The 24,461-nt window shown below is 39.9% G+C and carries 19 protein-coding genes; 7 read left to right on the top strand and 12 right to left on the bottom strand.

What is annotated here, in order from left to right; genetic code table 11:
* Window positions 1-20 precede the first annotated feature (20 nt).
* Window positions 21-905, top strand: a complete 885-nt coding sequence (locus CA265_22935; protein ARS42356.1) for a diacylglycerol kinase — start codon at window positions 21-23, stop codon at window positions 903-905.
* Here CA265_22935 and CA265_22930 read toward each other — a convergent pair.
* The 10 genes from CA265_22930 to CA265_22885 all read right to left on the bottom strand — a co-directional run bounded on the left by CA265_22930 (window position 882) and on the right by CA265_22885 (window position 9,667).
* Window positions 882-1,286 (bottom strand): hypothetical protein, encoded by a 405-nt coding sequence (locus CA265_22930; protein ID ARS42355.1) that lies wholly within the window; start codon window positions 1,284-1,286, stop codon window positions 882-884. The genes CA265_22935 and CA265_22930 overlap by 24 nt on opposite strands.
* On the bottom strand, window positions 1,287-1,940 hold the full coding sequence (locus CA265_22925; GenBank protein ID ARS42354.1) for an energy transducer TonB: 654 nt from the start codon (window positions 1,938-1,940) through the stop codon (window positions 1,287-1,289).
* A gap of 245 nt (window positions 1,941-2,185) precedes the next feature.
* The gene (locus CA265_22920; protein ID ARS42353.1) at window positions 2,186-2,872 is read right to left on the bottom strand and encodes a peptidase M23; all 687 of its coding nucleotides are present in this window, start codon (window positions 2,870-2,872) and stop codon (window positions 2,186-2,188) included.
* 7 nt (window positions 2,873-2,879) lie between these two features.
* A complete protein-coding gene (locus CA265_22915) occupies window positions 2,880-3,518 on the bottom strand; it encodes a hypothetical protein (protein ARS42352.1) in 639 nt (212 codons plus the stop codon).
* Entirely contained in the window at window positions 3,515-3,892 is a 378-nt protein-coding gene (locus CA265_22910; GenBank protein ARS43104.1) for a ribosome-binding factor A, read from the bottom strand. Before CA265_22910 ends, CA265_22915 begins: the two co-directional genes overlap by 4 nt.
* A 386-nt stretch (window positions 3,893-4,278) precedes the next feature.
* Complete coding sequence (locus CA265_22905; GenBank protein ID ARS42351.1) at window positions 4,279-5,469, bottom strand: GTPase HflX; 1,191 nt, start codon at window positions 5,467-5,469, stop codon at window positions 4,279-4,281.
* A gap of 339 nt (window positions 5,470-5,808) precedes the next feature.
* On the bottom strand, window positions 5,809-6,591 hold the full coding sequence (locus CA265_22900; protein ID ARS42350.1) for an indole-3-glycerol phosphate synthase: 783 nt from the start codon (window positions 6,589-6,591) through the stop codon (window positions 5,809-5,811).
* A 233-nt stretch (window positions 6,592-6,824) separates the two neighbouring features.
* Window positions 6,825-7,421 carry an aminodeoxychorismate/anthranilate synthase component II gene (locus CA265_22895; GenBank protein ID ARS43103.1) on the bottom strand — a complete coding sequence of 199 codons (597 nt, stop codon included), beginning with the start codon at window positions 7,419-7,421 and terminating at the stop codon, window positions 6,825-6,827.
* Window positions 7,422-7,471: 50 nt separating this feature from the next.
* Window positions 7,472-8,872, bottom strand: coding sequence for an anthranilate synthase component I (locus CA265_22890; protein ARS42349.1), 1,401 nt, complete (start codon window positions 8,870-8,872; stop codon window positions 7,472-7,474).
* A gap of 351 nt (window positions 8,873-9,223) precedes the next feature.
* Window positions 9,224-9,667, bottom strand: coding sequence for a cytochrome B (locus CA265_22885; protein ID ARS42348.1), 444 nt, complete (start codon window positions 9,665-9,667; stop codon window positions 9,224-9,226).
* Window positions 9,668-9,779: 112 nt separating this feature from the next.
* Here CA265_22885 and CA265_22880 point away from each other — a divergent pair, with 112 nt between their 5' ends.
* The 6 genes from CA265_22880 to CA265_22855 all read left to right on the top strand — a co-directional run bounded on the left by CA265_22880 (window position 9,780) and on the right by CA265_22855 (window position 20,213).
* Complete coding sequence (locus CA265_22880; GenBank protein ID ARS42347.1) at window positions 9,780-12,800, top strand: amidohydrolase; 3,021 nt, start codon at window positions 9,780-9,782, stop codon at window positions 12,798-12,800.
* Window positions 12,790-14,106, top strand: coding sequence for an amidohydrolase (locus CA265_22875; GenBank protein ARS42346.1), 1,317 nt, complete (start codon window positions 12,790-12,792; stop codon window positions 14,104-14,106). Before CA265_22880 ends, CA265_22875 begins: the two co-directional genes overlap by 11 nt.
* Before the next feature lie 231 nt (window positions 14,107-14,337).
* Entirely contained in the window at window positions 14,338-17,544 is a 3,207-nt protein-coding gene (locus CA265_22870) for a TonB-dependent receptor (GenBank protein ARS43102.1), read from the top strand.
* Window positions 17,545-17,645: 101 nt separating this feature from the next.
* Window positions 17,646-19,397, top strand: a complete 1,752-nt coding sequence (locus CA265_22865) for an ABC transporter ATP-binding protein (GenBank protein ID ARS42345.1) — start codon at window positions 17,646-17,648, stop codon at window positions 19,395-19,397.
* 17 nt (window positions 19,398-19,414) lie between these two features.
* The gene (locus CA265_22860) at window positions 19,415-19,630 is read left to right on the top strand and encodes a hypothetical protein (protein ID ARS42344.1); all 216 of its coding nucleotides are present in this window, start codon (window positions 19,415-19,417) and stop codon (window positions 19,628-19,630) included.
* A gap of 178 nt (window positions 19,631-19,808) precedes the next feature.
* Window positions 19,809-20,213: a hypothetical protein gene (locus tag CA265_22855; GenBank protein ID ARS42343.1), complete on the top strand. Its 405-nt coding sequence runs from the start codon at window positions 19,809-19,811 to the stop codon at window positions 20,211-20,213.
* An 867-nt stretch (window positions 20,214-21,080) separates the two neighbouring features.
* Here CA265_22855 and CA265_22850 read toward each other — a convergent pair.
* The gene (locus CA265_22850; protein ARS42342.1) at window positions 21,081-22,403 is read right to left on the bottom strand and encodes an MFS transporter; all 1,323 of its coding nucleotides are present in this window, start codon (window positions 22,401-22,403) and stop codon (window positions 21,081-21,083) included.
* Window positions 22,404-22,565: 162 nt separating this feature from the next.
* On the bottom strand, window positions 22,566-24,443 hold the full coding sequence (locus CA265_22845; protein ID ARS43101.1) for a RagB/SusD family nutrient uptake outer membrane protein: 1,878 nt from the start codon (window positions 24,441-24,443) through the stop codon (window positions 22,566-22,568).
* Window positions 24,444-24,461: the final 18 nt, after the last annotated feature.

Genomic DNA, 24,461 nt, shown 5'->3' with positions numbered 1-24,461 from the left:
TGTACACTTAAGATAGCCAAATGAAATTATTATTCATCATCAACCCAGGCTCAGGCAGTCATGACATTAACTTGAAGGAAGTAATTTCTACCCATTTCGATGCAAAAAATACGGAGATCGATCTTTTTGAATTACCAGAAGACTGCTCTTTAGAAAAGATAAAGGCGCGGATTAAAAGTGCAAAAGCAGATCGTGTAGTGGCCGTTGGTGGCGACGGGACCTTAAAACTGGTGGCCGAATGTTTACTGCACACCGAAACCCCTATTGGCATTATCCCTGCCGGCTCGGCCAATGGGATGGCGAAAGAATTAGGCATACCAACTGATATTGAACTGGCTTTAGCCATTTTGGATAAAGGCCGTTTACAAAAAATCCATGTGGTTAAACTTAACGATGAAATCTGTATCCATTTATCCGATTTAGGTTTTAATGCTTACCTGGTAAAGAAATTTGATAGCCTGCCTCAACGCGGGATGTGGGGCTATGCAAAAGCCACCTGGCATGCCCTTTGGAACCATAGCAGAATGGAAGTACAATTGAAGCTTAAAGATGAAACCGTTACTTCTAAAGCAGCCATGGTGGCCATAGCCAATGCAACCATGTATGGTTCTGGCTTAAAAATAAACCCTGATGGAAAGTTAGACGATAATCTCTTTGAAGTGGTTTTGGTAAAAGATTACTCTTACCTCGAGATATTAAAAATATGGATCACCAAACTGCCTTTCAATCCTAAAAAAATAGAGGTTTTTCAAACTGCTGAAGTCAAAATTTCTTCGAAACACAAAGCACACTTCCAGGTTGATGGAGAATACATTGGCAGGGTGAATACGGTTGAAGCAAAAATTCTTCCTGCTGCCATAACCGTGGTTTTACCTGAGGTATCAGACCCGATAGCCACCGGGTGATGAGCGGTGAATTCTAATGGTAAAATACAACCTGAAGAATTCGGCAATAAAACAGATACGGAACAAAATATCAAACCACCGTTCGCCGAGGTTTAATATTTCCGGTAAATAAGTAATAAAACCGATAGAAAATACCCATACCACCAAACGGAATGGAAACTGAATGTAATAGGTGATAAAACCGAATTTTTTAAATAAGATTAAACCTGTTGCCGATACGAAGAGAGACACAAATAAGGGCAGCAATAAAACAACCTTGGCCTGCGAAAGTATCTGATCGGGGATTTCGTTCAGGTGTGTTAAAATCTGCCAAAACTGTTTAGCAAGTAATACAATGCTGAGGATATCCAATAAGGCAAAAAATCTGCTGGTGTTTTTCATTTACTTACAATACTTTGCTAAATAATCATCAGCCATTTTACTCCCCATATATTTAACAAATAAGAAATCCTCGCAGGCTCCTTGTTTATCGCCCTGTTTTATTTTTTTCAGGCCCATTTTTACCCGGTCGTCCAGATATTCATCATCAATGCCCAGCTGGTTTTTAATGGCAATAATTTGAGCCTCTTGCCCGGGTTTTGCCTGATCGATATTTTTATAAAAATTAATGACAGAATTGGTCAAACCTTCTTCAGCCAGATAGGTACGGATGGCTTCTTGAATATCTTCACTCGATTTTCCTTCGCAATTGTAGCCCGAAAGTTTAAAATTAACCGGAGCTACAATCGAAACTGTGGTATCGTAACCAGCCGGAACCTGCCATTTACCGCTGCTTAAACGCACCAACCGCAGGGCTTCTTCATCCAGCTCAGACAAAATTCCTTTACTAATTCTCGAAAAGTAAACCTTACCCTGGACATCGAGCTTAAAACTCACACTTACTGTTCCCTGGATACAATTATCTTTCGAAAACTGGGGATAAATCGTATTCTCTCTTAAAAAGTTTGTAAAACCACTTTTACCCGATTTAAACTGAACCTGGCCCATGGCCAGTGAACAGCAGAAAAGCAAACAAAAGGTGAACAGATTTTTCATCATACTAATTTACGGTTTATTCAGGTTTAACCGCAAAGAACACAAAGTTTTTCGCAGAGGAAGAAGGAGTTTTTTTGCCACGGAACTAATGCGGTCGTCATGCTGAATTTATTTCAGCATCTTTCCTGCTGCAAGCCCCTCAGATGAATCGAAGGGGGCGACACAAGGATTAAATATTTTAAGGATGTTTCTCAAAGAAAATATTATTAATTGAACTCTTATAAGTGAGTTCGTATTCCTTGCGGTTAAAAAAACGTAGCCTCCAAAATTAAGTTCGGGTCGGGGCAGTTTGCCAGGTATTTTTCCCTTTCGCTAAATTTACAAACACCCGGGTAATCCCCTTTTAATCCTTCCATATTTTTGATCAATTGGAAATGAAGGTGTGGCGGCCAGTAACCATTCTCTTCTTTTGGGCCTAACGTTGCAATTTTAGCCCCGGCAGGAACAAATTCACCTTCTTTAAGCCCATTTAACGAAGCCAGGCTTAAATGCCCGTATAACGCATTAAACTTAAATCCATCTATTTCATAAGCCAGGATAATGGTTGCGCCGTAATCGCCAAAGTTATCGTTATTGGCGAAGCTCTGAACGGTGGCGTTGTAAAAATTGTAGATTGGTGTTCCAACCGGACCCCAAATATCTACTCCTAAATGTAATCTGCGGGGCTCTTCGGCGGCATCAAAATGAGCACTTCTCGAATATATGGTACGGTGTTCATCATAGCCACCAATTCCGTAACGGGCATTATTATCCGCCAATTTTTCATTTACCCAGGCCGAAAACAAATCGGTATTATCCAAAATTTCATCCATTAACTTGGTATTGGCCGCTGTAAAATCTAAAGCTAAAAGCTGGTCTCGTTTTACATCAAAATCAACCACCCTATGGATCGACGAAGCATTTGACCGGATAAGCTGCTCGAAAGTTTGCATTAATCACCTATTTAAAAATATAAACGAGATTATAAATATAATGAGATAAGGCTCCGCCGATTACAAACAAGTGCCAAAGCTCATGACTGTGCATCCACCTAAACATTTGTTTATCCTTTGCATAATAATAGGTTCCGGCAATGTAAAAAATGCCACCGAACAGCAACCAGAAAATTGCACCAACAGGTAGTGTACCGAGCATTTTTCGTAGCAAAGGCACGATCAAACAACCCATTAAAATATAAATCGATAAAGAAATAGCAGTGCTCTTTAATCGGTTAAAGATTTTAAGCAGACAACCTACCATAGCGATAATCCATACGATAGCAAATAAACTCCACCTTAGCCAGCCATCAAAAACCAGCAAGGCTGTTGGCGTGTAAGAGCCTGCTATCATCAGATAAATGCAGCAATGATCGAATTTTTGCCAAAAACGCACGCCATAATCAGTAGCCGGATAGCCATGATACATGGCACTTACGCCAAACAGGATAAAAGTGCCAATGCTATAAATCCAGGCTGCCGTATATTCAATAGGTGTATTGCATTTTTGAAGCAATATATAGCCTGCCGGAATCGCAATTAATGCCGGTATGAAATGAGTGAAGAAATTTACGGGTTCCCTTAGCTTCCTCACAAGGATTATTCGCTGTCTTCGTCTTTTTGTCTGGGTTCTTTTGCAATCTTATCGAATAGATGGTCCATACGCTCTACATATTCGTTGGTGTCATCTACGAAGAAAGTAAGTTCTGGCACAACCCTAACCTGATGGCGGATTCTGCTGCCCAGTTTATATCTGATCTCGCCCGAATGTGCATTAACCGTATTGATAGAAAGTGTGGTATTATTGGTATTAAAAAAGCTCAGGTAAACTTTAGCCACTGCCAAATCCGGCGAAACCCGAACGCGGGTAATGGTTACCAATGTATTAGGCAAAAATGCAGCACCTTCACGCTGAAAAACCTGTGCTAACTCCTCTTGTAATACTCCTGCAAATTTCTGCTGACGTTTACTTTCCATAATGTTATAATTATCAATTACCAATAATCAATTATCAGACCCTGCAGGGCCTAAAATTAAATTGATAAGGTTTTAAAATTATCAATTACCAATAATCAGACCATGAATAATCTGCTAATATTAAATGGTATTAATAATAAATATTTTAAAATGTAAAATCTTTTGAAACCTCACAACCTGAGCTCGATTATATTCTCCTAGGGCGATCGTCATGCTGAATTCATTTCAGCATCTCTCTTGCAAATAGACCCTGAAATAAATTCAGGGTGACGATTCTAGCTTAAAAACATCTAGAACAATCTAATAGGAATTTAATTAATCAAACTGTGGTTTACGTTTAAAAATCTGTAAGGTTTATTTTTCGTATCGCAATGACGAAATTTAATCTAATATAACAAATTACTATCATACGGGTATCTCGCTACATGTGCAGCTTTAACCTTATCGTACAATAATGTTTTAAACTCTTCTAAGTTTTCCTTTTCTGTAGCCGATATAAACAATACAGGTACTTTATCATGGCTCATCCAGCTTTTCTTAAAGTCTTCTAAAGTCAGCTTACCATCATCCTCTTCATCATCAACCTCTGGCGAAACATAAGCATCAATTTTATTAAAAACTAAAATCATGTCCTTATCAATTGCGCCAATATCTTTCAACGTTTCGTTAACCGTGTTAATCTGATCTTCGAAGTTAGGATGCGAAACATCAACCACATGGATCAGTAAATCTGCTTCACGCACTTCATCTAAGGTAGATTTAAAACATTCTACCAAATGGTGAGGCAATTTGCGGATAAATCCTACCGTATCAGAAAGCAAGAAAGGCAAATTTTCAATCACCACCTTACGCACGGTCGTATCCAGAGTTGCAAACAATTTATTTTCTGCAAACACTTCCGATTTCGACAGCATATTCATGATGGTCGATTTACCCACGTTGGTATAACCTACCAAAGCTACGCGAATCAACTGTCCACGGTTTTTACGCTGCGTTTCGTTCTGCCGGTCTATATTTCTTAAACGCTCTTTTAACAAAGAGATTTTATTTAAAATAATACGCCTGTCACTTTCTATCTGCGTTTCACCCGGACCACGCATCCCGATACCACCTTTCTGGCGTTCCAAGTGCGTCCACATACCCGTTAGGCGGGGTAAAACATATTGCAATTGTGCCAGTTCTACCTGTGTTTTTGCCTGTGCAGTTTGGGCCCTGTTGGCAAAAATATCGAGGATCAGATTGCTTCGATCTAAAACTTTAACGCCAAGCTCACGATCAATGTTACGCAGTTGCGATGGCGACAATTCATCATCGAAAACCACCACATCAATTTCTTCCGATTTCACATAAGCTTTTATCTCTTCCAGTTTTCCGGTACCCACAAATGTAGCACGCTCTGGTTTCAGCATTTTCTGTGTAAAAACCTTTTCTACCTTCCCCCCAGCTGTATCTACCAAAAAGGCCAGCTCATCTAAATATTCTTTTGTTTGGGCTTCTTTTTCGCCAGGTGTAACCACTCCAACTAAAATTGCCCGCTCCTGCACAATGGCAGTATCATAAAATTTTTGTTTTCCCATGTAATTAAGGCAAATATACGAATTTGCCAACGTGTAAATCCATTAACAAACCATGTGGATGCAATAAAAGTTTTAAAAGCCCCACAGCAAAAAGCGCCATCATTGCTGTAAAAACATAAACTGATGGCAATATGACCAATCGTAACACTTGGATGCGCTCAGGTGGCTTAGGTGGTCAAAATATTTTTAGGAAAACAGGGTTCTGTGCGTTTCGGTTACAAAAGTCCTGCTATCGCTTCAAATCCTCGCTCCTACCTCGCTGTGGGTTTTTCGCTTTATCAGGTTTATTTAACAGCAGACTGAAGCCCTTAGCTGAAAGACTAAATACGAAACAAACAGCTATATCTGCGCTACAAATTCCTTTATTGCAACACCGGGATCATCAGTCTTCATAAAATTTTCGCCAATTAAAAACCCGTTAAAACCTGCGGCTTTTAGATCTTTAATCGTTTGTGTATTGCTAATCGCACTTTCCGAAATCTTTAAAAATTCATTTGGGATTTTATTCACTAAATCGAACGAAGTCTGGATATCTACTGTAAAATCGCCAAGGTTTCTATTGTTTACCCCAATAGCATCCAGGTTCGGGCAGATGCTTCGCTCCAGCTCTTCCAGGTTATGCACTTCTAACAGCACATTTAATCCTAAATCTTTTGCAAACTTCCCGAAATCGTTAATCTGCTGAGGGGTTAATATGGACGCAATCAACAAAATAATATCAGCACCCCAGGCTTTTGCTTCCAGGATCTGATACGTGTCAATCATAAAATCCTTTCTTAAGATTGGAATATGGTTGGCAGCCCTCGCGGCCAGAATATCATCGGTTTTACCACCAAAAAAATCCACATCGGTTAAAACCGAAAGCGCAGATGCACCCGCGGCGTTATAAGCCTGTGTTACCTCGGCAACATCAGCAACACCATTAATTAAACCTTTGGATGGTGAGCGGCGCTTAAACTCGGCAATAATCCCGGTGCGGTCTGCTGCCAATAAAAATTCTTTAAAAGAATATGGTGCTCTTTTAAAATGCACCGAATTTTCTAAATCCTGAACAGAAACCAAAGCTTTAGCAGCTGCAACTTCTTCCTTTTTACGTAATACGATTTTATCTAATATGTTCATTTTACTAATCCGTCATGAGTTTGTACCATAAGTTGTGATTCCATTCGAACTTGTCACGTTGAGCTTTCCGAAGAATCGGGACGAGTGGTCGAAATGCTTTGCGAGCATCTAAACAGGCCCTTCGACAGGCTCAGGATGACAATGCCTATATTTATGATACAGCCTCATCTAATCATTAACTAATCCCAGTAGATCCTGAATCAAGCTCAGGATGACGACCGGATGAATTTATTTTATACAGTTGTACTACTACTTAACCAATTCTCCATCATCTGCTTTCCATACTCCGTTAATACACTTTCAGGGTGAAACTGTACACCACGAACATCTAAAGTTTCGTGTCTTAATGCCATAATTTCACTTTTATGATCTCTTGCTGTAATTTTTAAACACGATGGGAAGTTATCTTTACTCACCACCCAACTATGATAGCGGCCAACATTTATGGTTTGCGGACATTCCCAGAACAAAGGTTCATCGCCATCTACAACAGTTACTGGTGTTGCAATGCCGTGCATGGGTCTGCCTAAGTTTAATAAAGTGCCGCCAAACACTTCAGCAATGGCCTGCTGACCTAAACACACGCCAAAAATACTCTTTGTTGGCGCATATGTTCTGATTACATCCAATAACAATCCGGCCTCTTCCGGAATACCCGGACCTGGAGAAAGTAAAATTTTATCATACTTTTCTACATCAGCCAGGTCGAATTTATCGTTTCTCCAAACTTCCGCTTCGTAGCCTACTTCGTTAATTAAATGCACCAAATTATAGGTAAAACTATCGTAGTTATCAATTACCAGGACAGTTTTCTTATTTATATCTTCCATTATATCTTTATTTACATTTTCCATCTCATATCATCCATTTTATACCTCACCTAAATCCCCTCTGCCATTTGCACCGCTTTACGCAATGCGGCAATTTTATTGTTCACCTCCTGCATTTCGGTTTCAGGAACAGAATCGGCCACAATACCTGCACCTGCACGATAATGCAGTTCGTTATTCTTGCTCATAAAAGTCCTGATCATAATGGCATGGTTAAAATCTTCGTTGAAACCCATAAAGCCAATTGCACCGGCATAAAAATTCCTGCCCAGTTTTTCATTTTCATCAATCAGCTGCATGGCCTTGTATTTTGGCGCACCACTTAGGGTACCTGCCGGATAAGTATCGGCAACAACTTTAAAAGCACTAACGTTTTCCTGCAAATGACCGCTCACCTTACTTACCAGGTGGATCAGGTGCGAATAGTATTGTACCTCTTTAAAAGATTTTACCTCTACGCGGTTACAGTGTCTGCTTAAATCGTTTCTGGCCAAATCAACCAGCATAACATGTTCTGCACTTTCTTTGGGATCTTGTTCTAATTTACGGGCCTGTTCTGCATCTTCAATGTCGTTTCCGCTACGTTTAAAGGTCCCGGCAATTGGGAAAATATTGGCTGAATTATTTTTGATGGTAATTTGCGCTTCGGGTGAAGAACCGAACAGTTTAAAATTGCCATAATCAAAATAAAAGAGATAAGGCGATGGGTTTATCGAACGCAGGCAACGGTAAACATTAAATTCATCACCGGAAAAGGCTTGCTTAAATGCTCTGGAAGGTACAATCTGAAAAACATCACCTCGGTAAATATGCTTTTGCAGTTTCTCTACCAAATCCATAAAACCCTGATCGGTTAGGTTGGAACTTTCCTCCCCACGCAGTTGAAACTTATATTCAGGATAATTTTTATTCTGGATCAGGTATTCCATTTTTTCCAGTCCACCCTCTTCTTCTCCTTCGAAAGTATTTTTGAAAAGGGTAATTTCATTTTTGAAGTGATCGATGGCAATAATATAACGATACAGGTGGTACTGCATTTCCGGAATTTCTTCACCTTCGGGCGTTTCGGAAGTAAATTTGATATCTTCAAAATGTTGTACAGCATTCCAGGTAAAATAGCCAAACAGCCCACTCGAAATAAATTTGATTTCCGGTAACTCCGTTTCGCTGAATTTATCTTTAAAATCAGTGATTTCTTCAATCAGGTTCTTACTTTCAGTAATTTCTACCGCGCCATCGGGGAAATAAGTCTCCAGTCGCGATCCTTTTAAAATAATTCCGGCAACAGGATCGGCACAAACAAAACTCATTGAGTTTTCTCTACTGTGGTAATCAGAACTTTCTAACAGGATGCTGTTAGGATACACATCACGTAAGCGTAAATAAATGCTCACTGGCGTTGTGGTATCGGCAAGCATTTTTTTGTAAGTCGTATTAATTTTATACATGATAAAGGTAAATGGTGTAAGCTATAAGGCTTAAGGTTTTCATTTCGTATTTTTTAACAATAAAAAGCCCGGCGTGTGGTTCTACGCCGGGCTTTAATGGTTCTTTAATAAGGTTTAGGTTGATAAACTATATTTTGTTCATACGCAGCCAGCGCAATTCGTTCGAATTACTTTGCCAAAGCCATGTATGTATATTGTTGATCATGAGCAACAAAAATATAAAGAATTTTGAAAAATGGAAATAATAATGAAAATAAATTCAGTCGGAATTCGCTAGCCGATAGTCCAAAGTCGATTATAGCACAAAATTATCCTCATTTACGACACTTTTGCGCCATACCCCTGGCGCTCTGCCTATGATACCCCAAAAAACGATCTTCCCGGTACAGCTTTAACCATCAACAGAATGGCAACAATGATCAGGATCAACGCCAATCCAAAGAAAACGGCAATGGTGCGGTGTTTTGCAACAGCATCAGTCACTTTTTTCGATTTAGCATTACCAACCGTAATTAAAATAATTGCAATAATCATCATAGCGGTATGCTCAGCCTTAAAGTAGCGACCAATAGCATCGCTCATTGGCAATTTGGTTAAGGGGCTCAAGAAATACAATACCAGACCAATCAATAACTGAATGTGTGCACTGATCAGTGTAAATACATTCAGCTTGCGGTTACCTTCTGTGTAAGTTTTATTACCAAACCAGCCCGACAAAGCATTGATTACAGCAATAACCAATAGAATTAATACGATGTAGCGCCATCCGGAGTGCGCAGATTTTAAGATGTTGTACATTTTTATCAAATATGTTTAGTCAAAAATAGACATTAATTGTAAAAAATAGGATATTCAGCAGAATGAACGCTTATTTATATTAGTTTTAAACAAATTAAACACTAAACTTATTATGAAGAAAATTTTACTCGCCATTGGGCTGGTATTTTCTACTACATTTCTGTTTGCACAGCAAACCTCCTTTCCTGTTAACGGTTCTTTTGATACCAGACCCGGAATGTTTGCTTTTACCAATGCAACCATAGTAGTTAATGCCAACCAAACCCTTACAAATGCCACACTCTTAATCAAAGGACAAACCATTCAAGGTGTTGGTACTGGTTTAGCCGTACCTAAAGGCTATGTTGTAATCGATCTTAAAGGAAAATTTGTTTACCCATCTTTAATTGATGCCTTTAGCAGTTATGGCCTTAGCGAAGTGCCTGCACAACAGCGTGGTTTCGGAGGTCAGCGACAATCTATTTTCGTATCGACCAAAAAAGGCGCTTACGGGTGGAACGAATCTATCCGACCAGAAACTTATGTAAAAAACATTTTTTCTACCGACAGTAAAAAAGCAGATGAACTACGTAAGGTAGGCTTCGGTAGTGTAAACGTAATTAACCGCGATGGCATAGCGCGTGGTGTTTCGGCAGCTGTAACTTTAAATGAAGGCACCGATAACAGCGTATTTTTAAAGGACCAGACTGCAGCAAATTATTCGTTCAACAAAGGAACATCATCAAACGATTATCCGACTTCGTTAATGGGTTCGATTGCTTTATTGCGCCAAACCTATTATGATGCACAATGGTACGGCAAACAAAAAGATGAGTATAATATCTCGTTAGACGAATTTGGCAAGCAGCAAACCATTCCACAAATTTTCGAAGTAGATGGATGGCAGAATATCCTCCGTGCCGATAAAATCGGTAAAGAATTTGGCAAGAAATACATCATTAAATCGACCGGCGATGAATACCAGCGGATAAATGAGGTTAAAGCCACGGGTGCAAGTTTAATTATTCCTTTAACTTTCCCTAAGGCATATGATGTGGAAGATCCTGCAGAAGCCAGAAACGTAAGTTTATCGCAAATGAAGGGTTGGGAACTGGCACCAACCAATCCGGCAAGTTTAGAAAAGGCAGGAATCAAATTTGCCCTAACGGCATTTGGCTTAGAAAACAGCCGCGATTTTTGGGCAAATATCCGCACAGCGATAGAAAATGGCCTGACCGAAAAACAAGCTTTACAATCGGTTACTGAAATCCCTGCCTCACTTTTGGGCATCGGCGATAAGGTAGGCTCATTGGAAAAAGGAAAAGTAGCCAACTTTTTAATCTCTTCTGATAACCTGTTCAAAAACGGAAACATTATTTTCGAAAACTGGGTACAGGGCAAACGTTTCATTGTAAACAAAATGGATGTGGGTGATATACGTGGCACCTATAACCTAAATGTTGATGGTGTTGGCGCTTTGACCTTAAAAATTACGGGTACAGGTGGCGGATCGACCGCTGCAATTGAAAGAACTGGTGTAGATAGTGTAAAAACTACGGCCACTTTTACCAGAAACGGCGATTGGGTAAGTATCAATTTCAATTTAAAGAAAAACCCTAAAGGTGATGTTCGTTTAAGTGGTTACATCACTTCGGCAAACCCGGTTACGATAAAAGGCGAATCGGCGCTGGCCGATGGCACTAGCGGAAAGTTTACCGCAACCTATAAAGAAGCGGCGAAAGAAACACCTAAAAAAGAAGAACCAAAAACTACTTTGGCTTTAGGCCCCGTGATTTATCCTTTCTCAGCCTTCGGAAGCACGGAACTTCCAAAGCAAGAAACGGTTTTAATCAAAAACGGAACTGTTTGGACGAATGAAAAAGACGGAATCCTCCAAAATGCGGATGTACTTTTAGAAAATGGAAAAATTAAAGCGGTTGGTAAAAACCTGTCGGCAAGCGGCGCAAAAGTGATCGATGCTACCGGCAAACATGTAACCGCTGGTATTATTGATGAGCACTCGCACATTGCAGGTGCTGGTGGTATTAATGAGGGTGCACAATCGGTTTCTGCTGAAGTACGCGTTGCTGATATCCTCAACTCCGAAGATGTAAACATTTACCGCCAGCTTGCTGGTGGTGTAACCACTTCACAAATTTTGCACGGCTCGGCCAATCCGATTGGTGGTCAATCGCAATTGATTAAACTGCGCTGGGGGAAATCGCCAGAGGAATTGAAATTTGCAGGCGCTGACGGCTTCATTAAATTTGCCCTGGGTGAAAACGTGAAACAAAGTAATTTCGGTACAGGTGCCCGTTTCCCGGTTACCCGTATGGGTGTTGAGCAAACTTTTGTAGATGAATTTACCCGCGCAAAAGAATACCAAAAAGCTTTATCGGTAAAAGGGAACAGTGTACGTAAAGATTTAGAATTGGATGCCATTGTGGAGATTCTGAACAACAAACGTTTCATTACCTGCCACTCTTATGTACAGAGCGAAATTAACATGTTAATCCATGTAGCCGATAGCTTAGGCTTCAAGATTAATACCTTTACGCACATTTTAGAAGGATACAAAGTGGCCGATAAAATGAAAGCACATGGCATTGCGGGCTCAACCTTCTCTGATTGGTGGGCATATAAAAACGAAGTGGCCGAGGCGATTCCTTACAATGGAAAAATCATGCATAACGTTGGCGTAACTACCGCTTTCAACTCTGATGATGCAGAAATGGCCCGTCACTTAAACCAGGAAGCAGGTAAATCAGTATTATATGGTAATGTGCCTGAAGAAGATGCCTTTAAGTTTGTAACCTTAAATCCGGCAAAAATGCTGCACATCGACGATAAAGTGGGCAGTTTAAAAGCAGGAAAAGATGCCGATGTAGTGATCTGGACCGCTAATCCACTTTCTATTTATGCCAGGGCAGAGAAAACTTTTGTAGATGGTATTGCTTACTGGGATATCGAGAAAGATGCACAGGTAATTAAAACGCAGCAGGCAGAAAAAGCACGTCTGATCCAAAAGATGTTAGAGAGTAAAAGCAAAGGTAGCCGTACACAACGCCCAATGGGTGATGCCCCACGCCTGTACAATTGCGAAACTTTAGAAAACTATTCAGCAGAATTAACCGAGAAAGAACATGCACACTAAACAATATTTATTCAGTCTGGCTTTATCGGCAACAAGCCTGATGTGTTTTGCGCAGGCAAACATTTCGCCAGCTAAAAAGCAAAGTAAAACCATCGCCATTACGGGTGCAACCGTACACGTAGGCAACGGAACAGTGATCGAAAACGGCACCATCCTTTTTGGGAACGGGAAAATTATTTCGGTTACCGCCAACGGACAGGTACCACAAGATGATGTTATGCGCATTGTAGCCACAGGTAAACACATTTATCCGGGCTTTATTGCTGCAACCACTAATTTGGGTTTAACAGAAATTGAAGCCGTTAAAGCAACCTTGGATTTTCAGGAAATCGGCGATTTTAATTCGCACATCCGCTCTATAGTGGCTTACAATACCGATTCGAAGGTTCCGGCAACATTACGCAGCAATGGCGTATTAATGGCACAACCAACCCCTCAGGGTGGCACAGTTTCGGGCAGTTCATCAGTGGTGCAGCTTGATGCCTGGAACTGGGAAGATGCAGCGCTTAAAACCGACGATGCCATGCACATGACCTGGCCGGTTACCCCACGTTTTAGAGGTGGCTTTGGCGGTTTTGGTCGTCCACAGCAATCGCCGGAAAGCTTAGCCGAAAGAACACAGGCGGCCATTGCACAGCTAACCTCCTTCTTTGCCGAAGCCAAAGCCTATTCGGAAATGGGTAAACCAGAAGTAATTAATACCCGTTTCGAAGCAATGAAAAAAGTATTCGCGGGTAACGAAAAATTGTTCATCGCGGCGGAGAGTCAGAAGGATATCGTTACGGCAGTTAATTTTGCCAGGAAATTTGGCATCACACCAGTAATCACCGGTGCGGATGAAGCTTATCTGATAATCGATTTCTTAAAAGAAAACAATATTACGCTGGTGGTGAAACAGCCTCATGCTTTACCCAATAACAATGACGATGATGTTAATATGCCTTACAAAAACGCGGCAGTATTAGCCAACGCTGGTTTAAATGTGGTATTGAGTATTGATGGTTACTGGCAGCAACGCAACCTGCCTTTTATGGCGGGTACGGTTACCGCCTGGGGCTTAGATAAAGAAAAAGCCTTGTCAACCATTACCTTAAATGCGGCCAAAGCCATGGGTGTAGATAAAACCACAGGTAGTATCGAGACGGGCAAAGACGCCACTTTCTTTATTTCTGCTGGTGATGCTTTAGATATGCGCACCAACAAAGTGGAGCAGGCTTTTATTCAGGGGAGAGATATCAACCTGGATAATTTACATAAACAGCTGGATAAAAAATTCAGCGATAAATATATCACTGAGAAGAAATAAGTTAACACCAGTTTAACGCAAACGGCCAATATTAATTTATTGGCCGTTTTTTATTTTAACATCAGGCCTAAAAACCACCAGGTACTAAACCTATTATTAATATTAAATCAGAATTCAGTTAACAGCACATTAACATCTTTGTCATCATAAAAAATCAGAAAACTATTCACGATGAAACCTGCCAGGGCACACAAAAAACCTCAGGCAAGCTTCATCATTCCTAAAAAACAAATGATGATGAAAAATTTACTTATTGTAGTATTGTTGCTTTTTTGCTTTGCCAACAATTCGGCAATGGCACAAACAACCCAGGCATCCATTTCGGGTGTAATTACCGATCAGCAAAAGAAACCCATCCCCGGGGTTTCGGTTCAAATCAGAAACAACTCAACAGGTTTCACCACTAAAACATCTACCAACGCCCAGGGCGAGTATACTTTTAAAGAGCTTCCATTGGGTGGCCCTTATTCGGTTAAAGCCCTTTATGTAGGCTTTGGCGAGCAAACCAGGAATGGTTATATGTTAAACCTTGGCGATGTGGTTAAGGTGGGTATCACCATGCAGGAAGCTTCGCAGGATTTAGACGCGGTACAGGTTGTGGCTTCGGGTTTGAGGAACAAAGTTCAAAACTTTGGTGCTTCTACAGAAATTTCGGCCAAAACCATGAACCAATTACCTGTAAACGGGCGTAATTTTTCTAACTTAATGGATTTATCTCCTTTAAGCCGTGGCGGAAATATTTCGGGGCAGTTAGGTTCATCAACCAATTATACCATTGATGGGATGAATGCTAAAAACCCAACCTCGGCTGGTAGTACCACGAGTCGTAGTGGTGCGCCATATTCAATTTCTATTGAGGCTGTCCGCGAATTTAAGGTCGTAACCAATCAATATGATGTTACATTAGGCAGAGCCGGAGGCGGTACAGTAACCGCTGTAACTAAATCTGGTACAAACACAGTAAGCGGAAGCGCTTTTGGTTATGGCCGTTCAGATTGGTTAGCCAGCCGTTATGATATTAGAGGCGTAAAACGTGATAATGATTTCTCTACTTATCAATACGGCTTTACTTTAGGTGGGCCAATTATTAAAGATAAATTACATTATTTCGTTGGTTTAGATCATCAGAAAGATGCCCGCCCATTAATCATTGCCGACGTTAATGGCCCTGCTGATGAAGCACGTTTCAGAATCACCAATAGTACTTTAGCACAGTTTTTGGATGTTGCCCGCACGAAATATGGAGTAGCAAATACCCCTCAATATGGTTCATTCGACAAAAAGCGTGGTTCGGATGCTGCATTTGCCCGTATAGATTGGCAAATTAATGACAGAAATTTATTAACCATTCGTGATAATTACACAAACGATAGAAACCCGCTAGGTTTAGCAGATAACACCACGATAAATTTCTACGAAAGTTACGGTAACGATAAAAATGTCGACAATAATTTATTGGCAACTTTACGTTCAACCATCAGCAGTAAAATTACTAACGAATTAAAAATACAACATTTATATACTTTCCAGGCGAGTACACAAAATGATGAATTAACAGGTGCCATTCCAAGAGCAATTGTTGGAAATATAAAGTCTGACCTTGCCGATGGCACCAAGGGCATCTCTACGGCAATACAAATTGGTGGCCACCGTTTCGGACAAGAAGGTTTTACCAATAATGTGTTTCAATTGGTAGATAATTTTTATTATAATACGGATAAAGTTAAATATACATTTGGTGTTGATGTGATGTATACCAATGCAAAATCTCTTTATGGTAGTGAAGTTAATGGCCGTTTCGAATACTCAACTTCTCAGATTCAAGATCCTGCTTTTCCAAATGACCCTACAAAAAAGATCGAAGTTCCGGCGATTACAAACTTTAATAACCTTGCTCCAAACAGATTTTATCGTGAAGTACCTTTGGTTGCAGACCCAACTGTTAAAGCCGGCATATGGAACGCCGCTGTTTACGGCCAAATGCAGACTAAATTAGCAAGAGGTTTAGATTTTATAGGTGGTTTACGTATTGATTATAGCACTTACCCAAAATCGCCCCTTAATCAGCAACTATTTGATGCTATTGGTGTGAGAACAGACCATGAATTAAAACAATTTTTAATTCAACCAAGAATTCAATTTAACTGGGATATTAACGAAAACCGAACAGACTTTGTTCGTTTCGGAGCAGGTATTTTCGGCTCGGATGTTAACAACTATGTAACCATTAATAACTTAACCTTTGATGGTAAACATTTGGCAACAGTTGATGTTTTTGGTGCTGATGTACCAAAACCAAACTTTATTGGTTACCGAAACGGAAGCGAGCAAACGCCTTCTTTACCATTGTTACAAGTACCAACCATTAATACTTACGCAGAAGATGCCAAGATTCCGGTAGTTTACAAAGCCAACTTATCTTACAGTAAATTGATTACCGATAAGTTAAAGGTTGGAATAACCGGTTATGCTACCTTAGGACGTAATAACTATATGTATGTAGATAGAAACATGGCTGCCAACCCATATTTTACCCTACCTAATGAAGGTAACCGTGGTGTTTTCGTACCAATTGCAAGCGTTGCTCCAGGTAATGGCGTTGCCGATTGGAAAGGCGGCCGTTTAACCAATCAATTCGGTCGTGTACTGGAATTAAATAGCAAAGGTAAAGTAAATCAATTCGCGGTAGTTTTAGATGCAACCTGGAACTACTTTAAAGATGGAGAAATCTCTGCAAGTTATACCTACAACGACACAAAAGATAATACATCGTATAATGGCAACGTGGCAAACTCTGCTACTTTATCTCTACCTGTTAAAGATGATCCAAGGGATTTAAGCAAAATGTCTTATTCAGATAATCAATTCCGTAATAAGGTTGTTATTTATGGCACGTCGCCAAGTTTTTATGGCTTTAGATTAGGCGTTCGTTACTCTGGTATTGGTGGAACACGATATAGCTTATTGGCTGGTGGCAATATTAATGGAGATTTTGTGGCTACAAATGATTTAGCTTTTGTATTCGATAGAAACAATCAAAATATTCCTGCAAACATTCGCACAGGTTTACAGGCATTATTGGATAATCCGGACGCCAGCCAAAGTTTAAAAGATTATATTAATAAATATTCTGGTCAGATAGCTGAGCGAAATGGTGGCGTGAATGACTTTTTTGGCATTGTTGATTTAAAGTTAAGCTATCAACTACAATTGAATAAAAAGCATAGTATTGAATTCTCCGGAGATGTATTTAATTTTGCAAACCTACTTAACAAAAAATGGGGTGTAAATGAAACTTTGGGCAACCAGGCTTTATATGCGGTTAGCGCATTTGATGCGACAAACAAAGCTTATACTTACCGTGTAAATAACACCGGCATCGTTACTCCGTCGGGTAACCCTTGGCAAATACAAATCGGTTTACGTTACGGATTTTAAACAAGATTTAGCTATTTTCTTAGCTTAAAGTCATAAAAGAGGGGAATGGATTTTTATCCGTTCCCTTTTTTTATGTTTGCATTAACAAACAGCAAAACTTAATGGGATTATTACTTAATTACCTGAAACACCACAAGTGGATTGTGGCCCTAGCGCTATTGCTGGCAGGCATAAATATTGGTTTTTCACTTTTAGATCCATATATCACCGGTCGCATTTTAGACCGCTTTATCAATAAAAAAGATTCGTTAACCTACAACCAGTACCTTTGGGGTTCTCTTGGTTTAATCGGGCTGGCTATTGGCGCAGCCATGGTTTCGCGGATTGCTAAAAACTTTCAGGATTATTTCACCAGTGTAATTGTTCAGAAAGTTGGTGCGAAAATGTATGCCGATGGCTTGCAGCATTCTTTAAAACTGCCTTATCAGATTTTCGAAGATCAACGTAGTGGTGAAACCCTGGGTATTTTACAGAAAGTACGGTTAGATTCGGAAAAGTTTATTACCTCTTTTATTAGTATCCTTTTTGTCAGTTTAATCGGGATGATTTTCGTTATCGTGTATTCGGTTTCGGTAAGCTACAAAGTTACTTTAGTTTACTTTTCGGCTATCCCGATTATCAGTTTCGTAAGCTGGTTTTTAAGTCGCAAGATTAAAACCATCCAGCGCTCTATTGTTGGCGAAACCACAGCTTTGGCGGGCTCGACAACTGAATCGTTAAGAAACATCGAACTGGTTAAGAGTTTAGGTTTGGCCGATCAGGAAATTGACCGCTTGAACAAAACCACTTACAAAATCCTTGGCTTAGAACTTAAAAAAGTGAAATATGTGCGCAGTATGAGTTTTGTTCAGGGCACTACCGTAAACCTGGTTCGAAGTACAATGGTGCTGGTGCTGCTTTTACTTATTTTCGACAATACGATTTCGGCCGGACAGTATTTTTCCTTCCTTTTTTACTCGTTTTTCCTTTTCGGACCGCTACAGGAGCTGGGTAATGTGATTTTAACCTGGCGCGAGGCCGAAGTTTCGTTGGGTAACTTTAAAAAGATTTTAAGCACACCGGTCGATAAAAAACCTGAAAATCCGACTTCGATTGCTAAAATAAAAGACCTCACCTTTAACAATGTTGGTTTCAAACACCTAACCGCCAATAGAAATGCTTTAGATAATATTTCGTTTAAAACCCATCACGGGCAAACCATTGCTTTTGTTGGCCCATCGGGTTCTGGAAAAAGTACACTGGTCAAACTATTGGTTGGTTTATATCCGGCAAAAGATGGTGAGATTTTATATAATGGCATCCCAAGTAACGATATCGATTTGGATGCCTTACGCGAGAAAATTGGCTTCGTAACGCAAGACACCCAGTTATTTTCAGGTACGATAAGAGAAAACCTGTTGTTTGTTAACCCCAATGCTACGGATGAAGAATGTTATAAAGTGCTCAATCAAGCTGCTTGTCAGACACTTTTAGCCAGAGCTGATAAAGGTTTAGATTCCTTAATTGGCGAAGGTGGCGTTAAAGTTTCTGGTGGCGAAAAACAACGTTTATCAATCGCCAGAGCATTACTCCGTCAGCCAGATATTTTGGTTTTTGATGAGGCTACTTCATCGCTGGATTCGATTACGGAAGAAGAAATTACCAAAACCATCCGTTCGGTATCGGATTTAACCGATCACATTACCATTTTGATTGCCCACCGTTTATCGACCATAAAACATGCTGATAAAATTTATGTTCTGGAGAAAGGCAACATCATTGAAGAAGGAAGACATGAAGAATTAATTGCACAAAACGGATTGTACCAGGCCATGTGGCGCCAACAAATTGGCGAAAGAGTTGTTGAAGCTTAAGGAACAATATCTTTATTATGTTACTAGCACAAGCAGAAAGCAACCAGATTGCAATGATCATTATTATAGCAGCCATACTTTGGCTGGCGCTAATATTAGTCGCATTGTACCATATATCGAGAAACAGCAGCATGGGTTTCTCGGTAAAGGTGCTTTGGTTTATCATAATCCTTTTCGCTCCATTTCTAGGCTCGATTATCTATTTGATCTGGGGTAAGAATAAGAAGTTTTAATTTTCGCCATGCTCCGTGTCTCGCGGACCATTTTTGTTTTTCACCACCAAGAAACTAAGGCACAATAAAAGTTAAATATCATGCGGGCGTCGATAGTTTTGCATGGGGGATAGCAGAGGAAATCTCCCGATTCATCCTATCATGTAGATACATCTTTTGATTTGGGTTTTTATGCATCTTGCTAACTAACGTTAATAAAGTTCAGGCTTTGCCGAAGAACTTCGTCAATCCCAAGTGGCAGAAAAATCAAAAAAACAGTTACAGAATAGAACAAATAGCACTACCAAACCTTAAACGCAGTGGTTTTGTGTTCAATAATCATGATTCTCAGCTTATAAAAGGTACTGAACACAAAACGAAGTGCCGCTGTTTTTTTGATGAGCCTAGGGCAGTGAGAAGCCACCTTGCCGGATTGACAAAGCGCTTTGGGTACTTTGGCGCTCCAAAGTACCATGCCCCGCGGCAGAGAGCGGAAAATAATAAATATTTGTGTCGACACTTGATAGTTTTTTTAGAATCAGGCAACTCTATCGCCATGATCCGTGTCCTCATGGACTATTTCAATTTTCTCCTTAAAAAATAATACTGTTAGTAGAATAAGTCTATTTTTTTGGAAAGCAAGACCAATAGTTCTTCGGTTTGGTTCCGTCCCGCTGTTCCTCCTGCCGATAAATGTTAATGAAAAGAATAATAATCTTTTATCGGCATCCGTGCCATCGGGTTTAGATGGCAAAGGAATTGATTTTGAGCACAATGCTCTTTAACTATTAACAACAGCAGCGGCTAAATTAACTAAACCTGACTGTACGAAAATCCTTTTTGTTACAGCTAATCAACAGGTACGTCAAACCATTAACAAAAAGATTGAAGGAAAGGCAGGGCTACCGAAAAACCTTGCACACCATTGCTTTTCTGTTCATAAAGAAGATTATAACATTTGCATTTTTTAGATTAACGACCCTAAACTATATAAACTTATCGCCATGGTCCGTGTCCTCACGGACCATTTCAATTTTCTCCTTAAAAAATAATACTGTTAGTAGAATAAGTCTATTTTTTGGAAAGCAAGACCAATGGTCCTTCGGTTAGGTTCCGCCCCGCTGTTCCTCCTGCCGATAAATGTTAATGAAAAGAATAATAATCTTTTATCGGCATCCGTGCCATCAGGTTTAGATGACTAGGGTAAAACGTATAAGTGACATTTTTTAACTACTATGGGTTTTGCATGAGGGATAGCAGTGGAAATACTTTTTTGATTTTTCTTCAAAAAAGATTGTAACGGATAGCCCGACCCTTGCGCAGCTTGGGGCATGCCCAAATCTTTTACTAAAACAGCGTTTACTGGTTGTCAAAAAACTTTAATACCAAAGCTTATTTACAGCATGATAGAGGCTCAACTAAATTTACTCCGTAGCTTTCCGCTGCACTACAGGTTAGCATGACGAAACGATTAAACCGCTTTACTGGTCTGCTCATTAATATCCTGCAAACTTAATTTCGTTAAAGATTTCGTTTTTAACCAGGTGATGCCAGCAATGACCAATGTCATGCTTCCTCCAAATACCACCGATGGGATGGTACGCATTAACTTTGCGGTAAGGCCCGACTCAAAAGCGCCAATTTCATTTGACGATCCAATAAACATACTGTTTACAGCCGATACACGCCCACGCATTTCATCTGGTGTTAGCAATTGCATAATGGTTGATCTGATGATTACACTTACACTATCAAAAGAGCCTTCTAAAAAGAGGAAGAAGAGTGTTAAATAGAAATTTTTAGATAAACTCCAGCAGATGATGCTTAAGCCAAAACCAGTTACCGCAATCAATAAATTTCGCCAAGGTTTGTTCATTGGAGAAAATCGAGTCATCGCAAGCATGGTAAAAACAGATCCTGCAGAAACAGCGGCCCGCATGAAGCCTAAACCTTCGGGTCCAACTTTTAGTATATCATTGGCAAACACGGGTAATATGGCTACCGCACCGCCAAAAAATACAGAAAACAAATCTAGACTCATCGCCCAAACCATCATTTTGGTTTTAAACACAAAATTTATTCCTTTAAGCAAACTCTCTTTAATATTTTCTTTAGGCACAAACTGTGGAGGATGAACTTTTAAAAAGAAAATACAAATGAGGGCTATAAATACAAAAGAAATAATTACAATATATGTTACGGTAATACCGAAGAAACCGTAAGTCATCCCACCTATTGCCGGCCCTAAAATAGAGGCCATCTGCCAGCTCGAACTGCTCCAGGTACTTGCATTTGGGTAAAGGTTTTTTGGCAAGATCTGAGCCATTAAAGAGAATGTGGCTGGCCCGAAAAACCCTCTTGATATACCCATTCCAAACACGAGTACATACATAATCAATGCGATCAGATTAACCTTAAAATTAAACAGGGTAAAAATGATATCGATCTGCCGAAGGTTGAACTGCGGCAATGTTACCAGCAGCATAATGAGGGTACAAAGAAATACGCCTCCAAATATTTTGAGTAATAAACCTCTTTTTTCACTCTTATCTGCAACATAACCTCCATACAACGCAATTCCTATTGCAGGAATAGCCTCGCACAGGCCTACAAATCCTAAAGCCAATGGATCTTTGGTTACATGATAAATATAAATTCCAAGCACTACCGCCTGCATTTGATAGGCAAAAGTGAAGAAAAAACGCATGCCTAGGTAAGAGCGGAACTCCCTAAAGCGCAATGCGGCGTAAGGATCTGGTTTTGAAATAACCGAATTGGGGTCTGAATCTGCCACAGGAAAAAAATTATATGCAAAACTAAGCTTTGAAAATTAAATACAGGAATAGACAAAGGTTTTAGATTGCTTATTTCTCTATTAAAAAGTAAAAATATGTTATTGCATAAAAAACCCGATGAATATGATTGTACATATCCATCGGGTAATCAAGTGCATTTTTTAGTATCCCGGGTTTTGCTCGAGCAAATTATTCTTGTTTACTTCATCACGGCTAAATGGCCTGAAATAAAGTTTATTGTCCCAGCTTCTGTTTTCCTGTGCATTTTCTACAACCGGACTATAAGTATAATCGTATACAGTAGGGTCATAATGGTAAGGCGCAGACATGGTTTTACCCGGCTTAAATTTACCGGTAACTTTAATATAGGTAACTTTTCTACCTAATGTTTCGCCGGCAATTAACCACCTGCGTGTATCGTGATAACGTTGTTCCTCATAGGCCATTTCGATGCGGCGCTCGTGACGATAAACCTCCCGAAGTCCGGCCTGGTCTGTTGCCGTAACCGCTGGCATACCTGCTCTGAAACGGATTTTATTTAACCAATTGGTCGCATTACCCAATTCGCCAAGCTCAATACTGGCTTCGATGTAATTGAATACCGCTTCTGTATACCTAAAGAAAGGCCAGGGCACATTTTGCGACATAGAGGCATCAACAATAGTTGGATCCGGATCAATAAATTTATGATAGTAATAACCTGTCCAGCTACCGTTCCAGTTTTCGATAGAACTTGCTCTGGTATCCAGACCTTTAAAATCGAACTTATTGTTTTTGTCATCCAACAGATCATATACCCCTGTCTGGATTTGACTGGCTGGATCTACATTGCCAGAAGCTTTATCACGGGGTTTCCAACCGGCACCATCATATAAAACAGTAGCGTAAAAGCGTGGATCTCTATTTTGATAAGGCTCAGCTTTTTGTGCTGGGTTTGTCCAACTAAATTTAGAACCGTCTTTCATTTCATAATCATCAACCAATAAGCCAATTGGTGTATTACCTGCCCAGTTATGGTAACCGTTAGGGCCATTTTGTTGCGCATGCTTAATATTATTCTGAACGATGAAATAACGTGCAAAAATTAATTCGGCAGCTGCCGCAGCATCTATATTGGGCGCTTTACTGGCACCACCCATCGCTATACTTTTATAATTCCTGCTTCCTTCCGTTACCGATACTGGCGCAGATAAATCTAACAAATAGCCTTTTGTGGCATCCATTACTGCTTTTGCAGCCGTTTGAGCCAATTTATAACGATCGGCTTGATCCCCACTTGCATAACTTAAGAAATCTAATTTTTGAGCGGCAATTCCACTAACTTTATTTGTAAGCTTTGCCCTGTCATGCAAATCGCTCGCCGCATAAATCAATACCCTTGATTTAAGTGCCAAAGCAGCGGTAGCAGTGGTACGCCCTTTTTCCATCGTTTTGCCTGTTAAAAGTTTATTCGCCTCATCGCAATCTTTAATAATGAAGTTTACACATTCTTCATAGGTATTACGCTTTACATTATAATTATCGTTGAGTACGTAAGTTTTTGTAATAATAGGTACTGCTCCATAAAAGCGTAATAACTGCTGATAAAAATAAGCACGTAAAAAATATGCTTCGCCCGCCAGCTGGTCTTTTAATGTTTGGCTGGTTAGTGCATTATCTCCACCGGTAATTTTCTCGATGGTAATGTTGCAGGCCCGGATGCGGTTATACATTTGTTTATAAGCCCATGTATCATCCACCCATCCCAATGTAGATGGGTTAATGGTAGCACTATTAACCAGATCGATACCACGGGTAGGGTGTGTAAACAAGGCTTCGTCAGAAACTGATGCTAACATCTGTTCAGAAAAGCCGCCGTTACCCAGTCCGTTATAGATATCGTTCACAAATGCCTGCGCAGTTGCAGGATCTTTCCATACCGACTCGGCAGGCACCTGGCCAGGTGATTCTACGTTCAAAAAATCCTTTTTACACGCAAATGCAAAAAAGGTAATAAGAACCAATAGATATAAATTTCTATTTTGAATTATTGTTTTCATATTCTTCTTTGTAATTGA

Source organism: Sphingobacteriaceae bacterium GW460-11-11-14-LB5, from assembly GCA_002151545.1.
In the GTDB taxonomy this organism is placed as follows: Bacteria; Bacteroidota; Bacteroidia; order Sphingobacteriales; family Sphingobacteriaceae; genus Pedobacter.
Note: the sequence above shows the minus strand (reverse complement) of the source record. Positions and strands in the feature narration are given on the sequence as shown.

Coding starts and splice junctions, on each gene's coding strand:
- CA265_22935 (ARS42356.1), top strand. CDS start 21: ATGAAATTATTATTCATCATCAACCCAGGCTCAGGCAGTCATGACATT.
- CA265_22930 (ARS42355.1), bottom strand. CDS start 1,286: ATGAAAAACACCAGCAGATTTTTTGCCTTATTGGATATCCTCAGCATT.
- CA265_22925 (ARS42354.1), bottom strand. CDS start 1,940: ATGAAAAATCTGTTCACCTTTTGTTTGCTTTTCTGCTGTTCACTGGCC.
- CA265_22920 (ARS42353.1), bottom strand. CDS start 2,872: ATGCAAACTTTCGAGCAGCTTATCCGGTCAAATGCTTCGTCGATCCAT.
- CA265_22910 (ARS43104.1), bottom strand. CDS start 3,892: ATGGAAAGTAAACGTCAGCAGAAATTTGCAGGAGTATTACAAGAGGAG.
- CA265_22905 (ARS42351.1), bottom strand. CDS start 5,469: ATGGGAAAACAAAAATTTTATGATACTGCCATTGTGCAGGAGCGGGCA.
- CA265_22900 (ARS42350.1), bottom strand. CDS start 6,591: ATGAACATATTAGATAAAATCGTATTACGTAAAAAGGAAGAAGTTGCA.
- CA265_22895 (ARS43103.1), bottom strand. CDS start 7,421: ATGGAAGATATAAATAAGAAAACTGTCCTGGTAATTGATAACTACGAT.
- CA265_22885 (ARS42348.1), bottom strand. CDS start 9,667: ATGTACAACATCTTAAAATCTGCGCACTCCGGATGGCGCTACATCGTA.
- CA265_22880 (ARS42347.1), top strand. CDS start 9,780: ATGAAGAAAATTTTACTCGCCATTGGGCTGGTATTTTCTACTACATTT.
- CA265_22875 (ARS42346.1), top strand. CDS start 12,790: ATGCACACTAAACAATATTTATTCAGTCTGGCTTTATCGGCAACAAGC.
- CA265_22870 (ARS43102.1), top strand. CDS start 14,338: ATGATGATGAAAAATTTACTTATTGTAGTATTGTTGCTTTTTTGCTTT.
- CA265_22865 (ARS42345.1), top strand. CDS start 17,646: ATGGGATTATTACTTAATTACCTGAAACACCACAAGTGGATTGTGGCC.
- CA265_22860 (ARS42344.1), top strand. CDS start 19,415: ATGTTACTAGCACAAGCAGAAAGCAACCAGATTGCAATGATCATTATT.
- CA265_22845 (ARS43101.1), bottom strand. CDS start 24,443: ATGAAAACAATAATTCAAAATAGAAATTTATATCTATTGGTTCTTATT.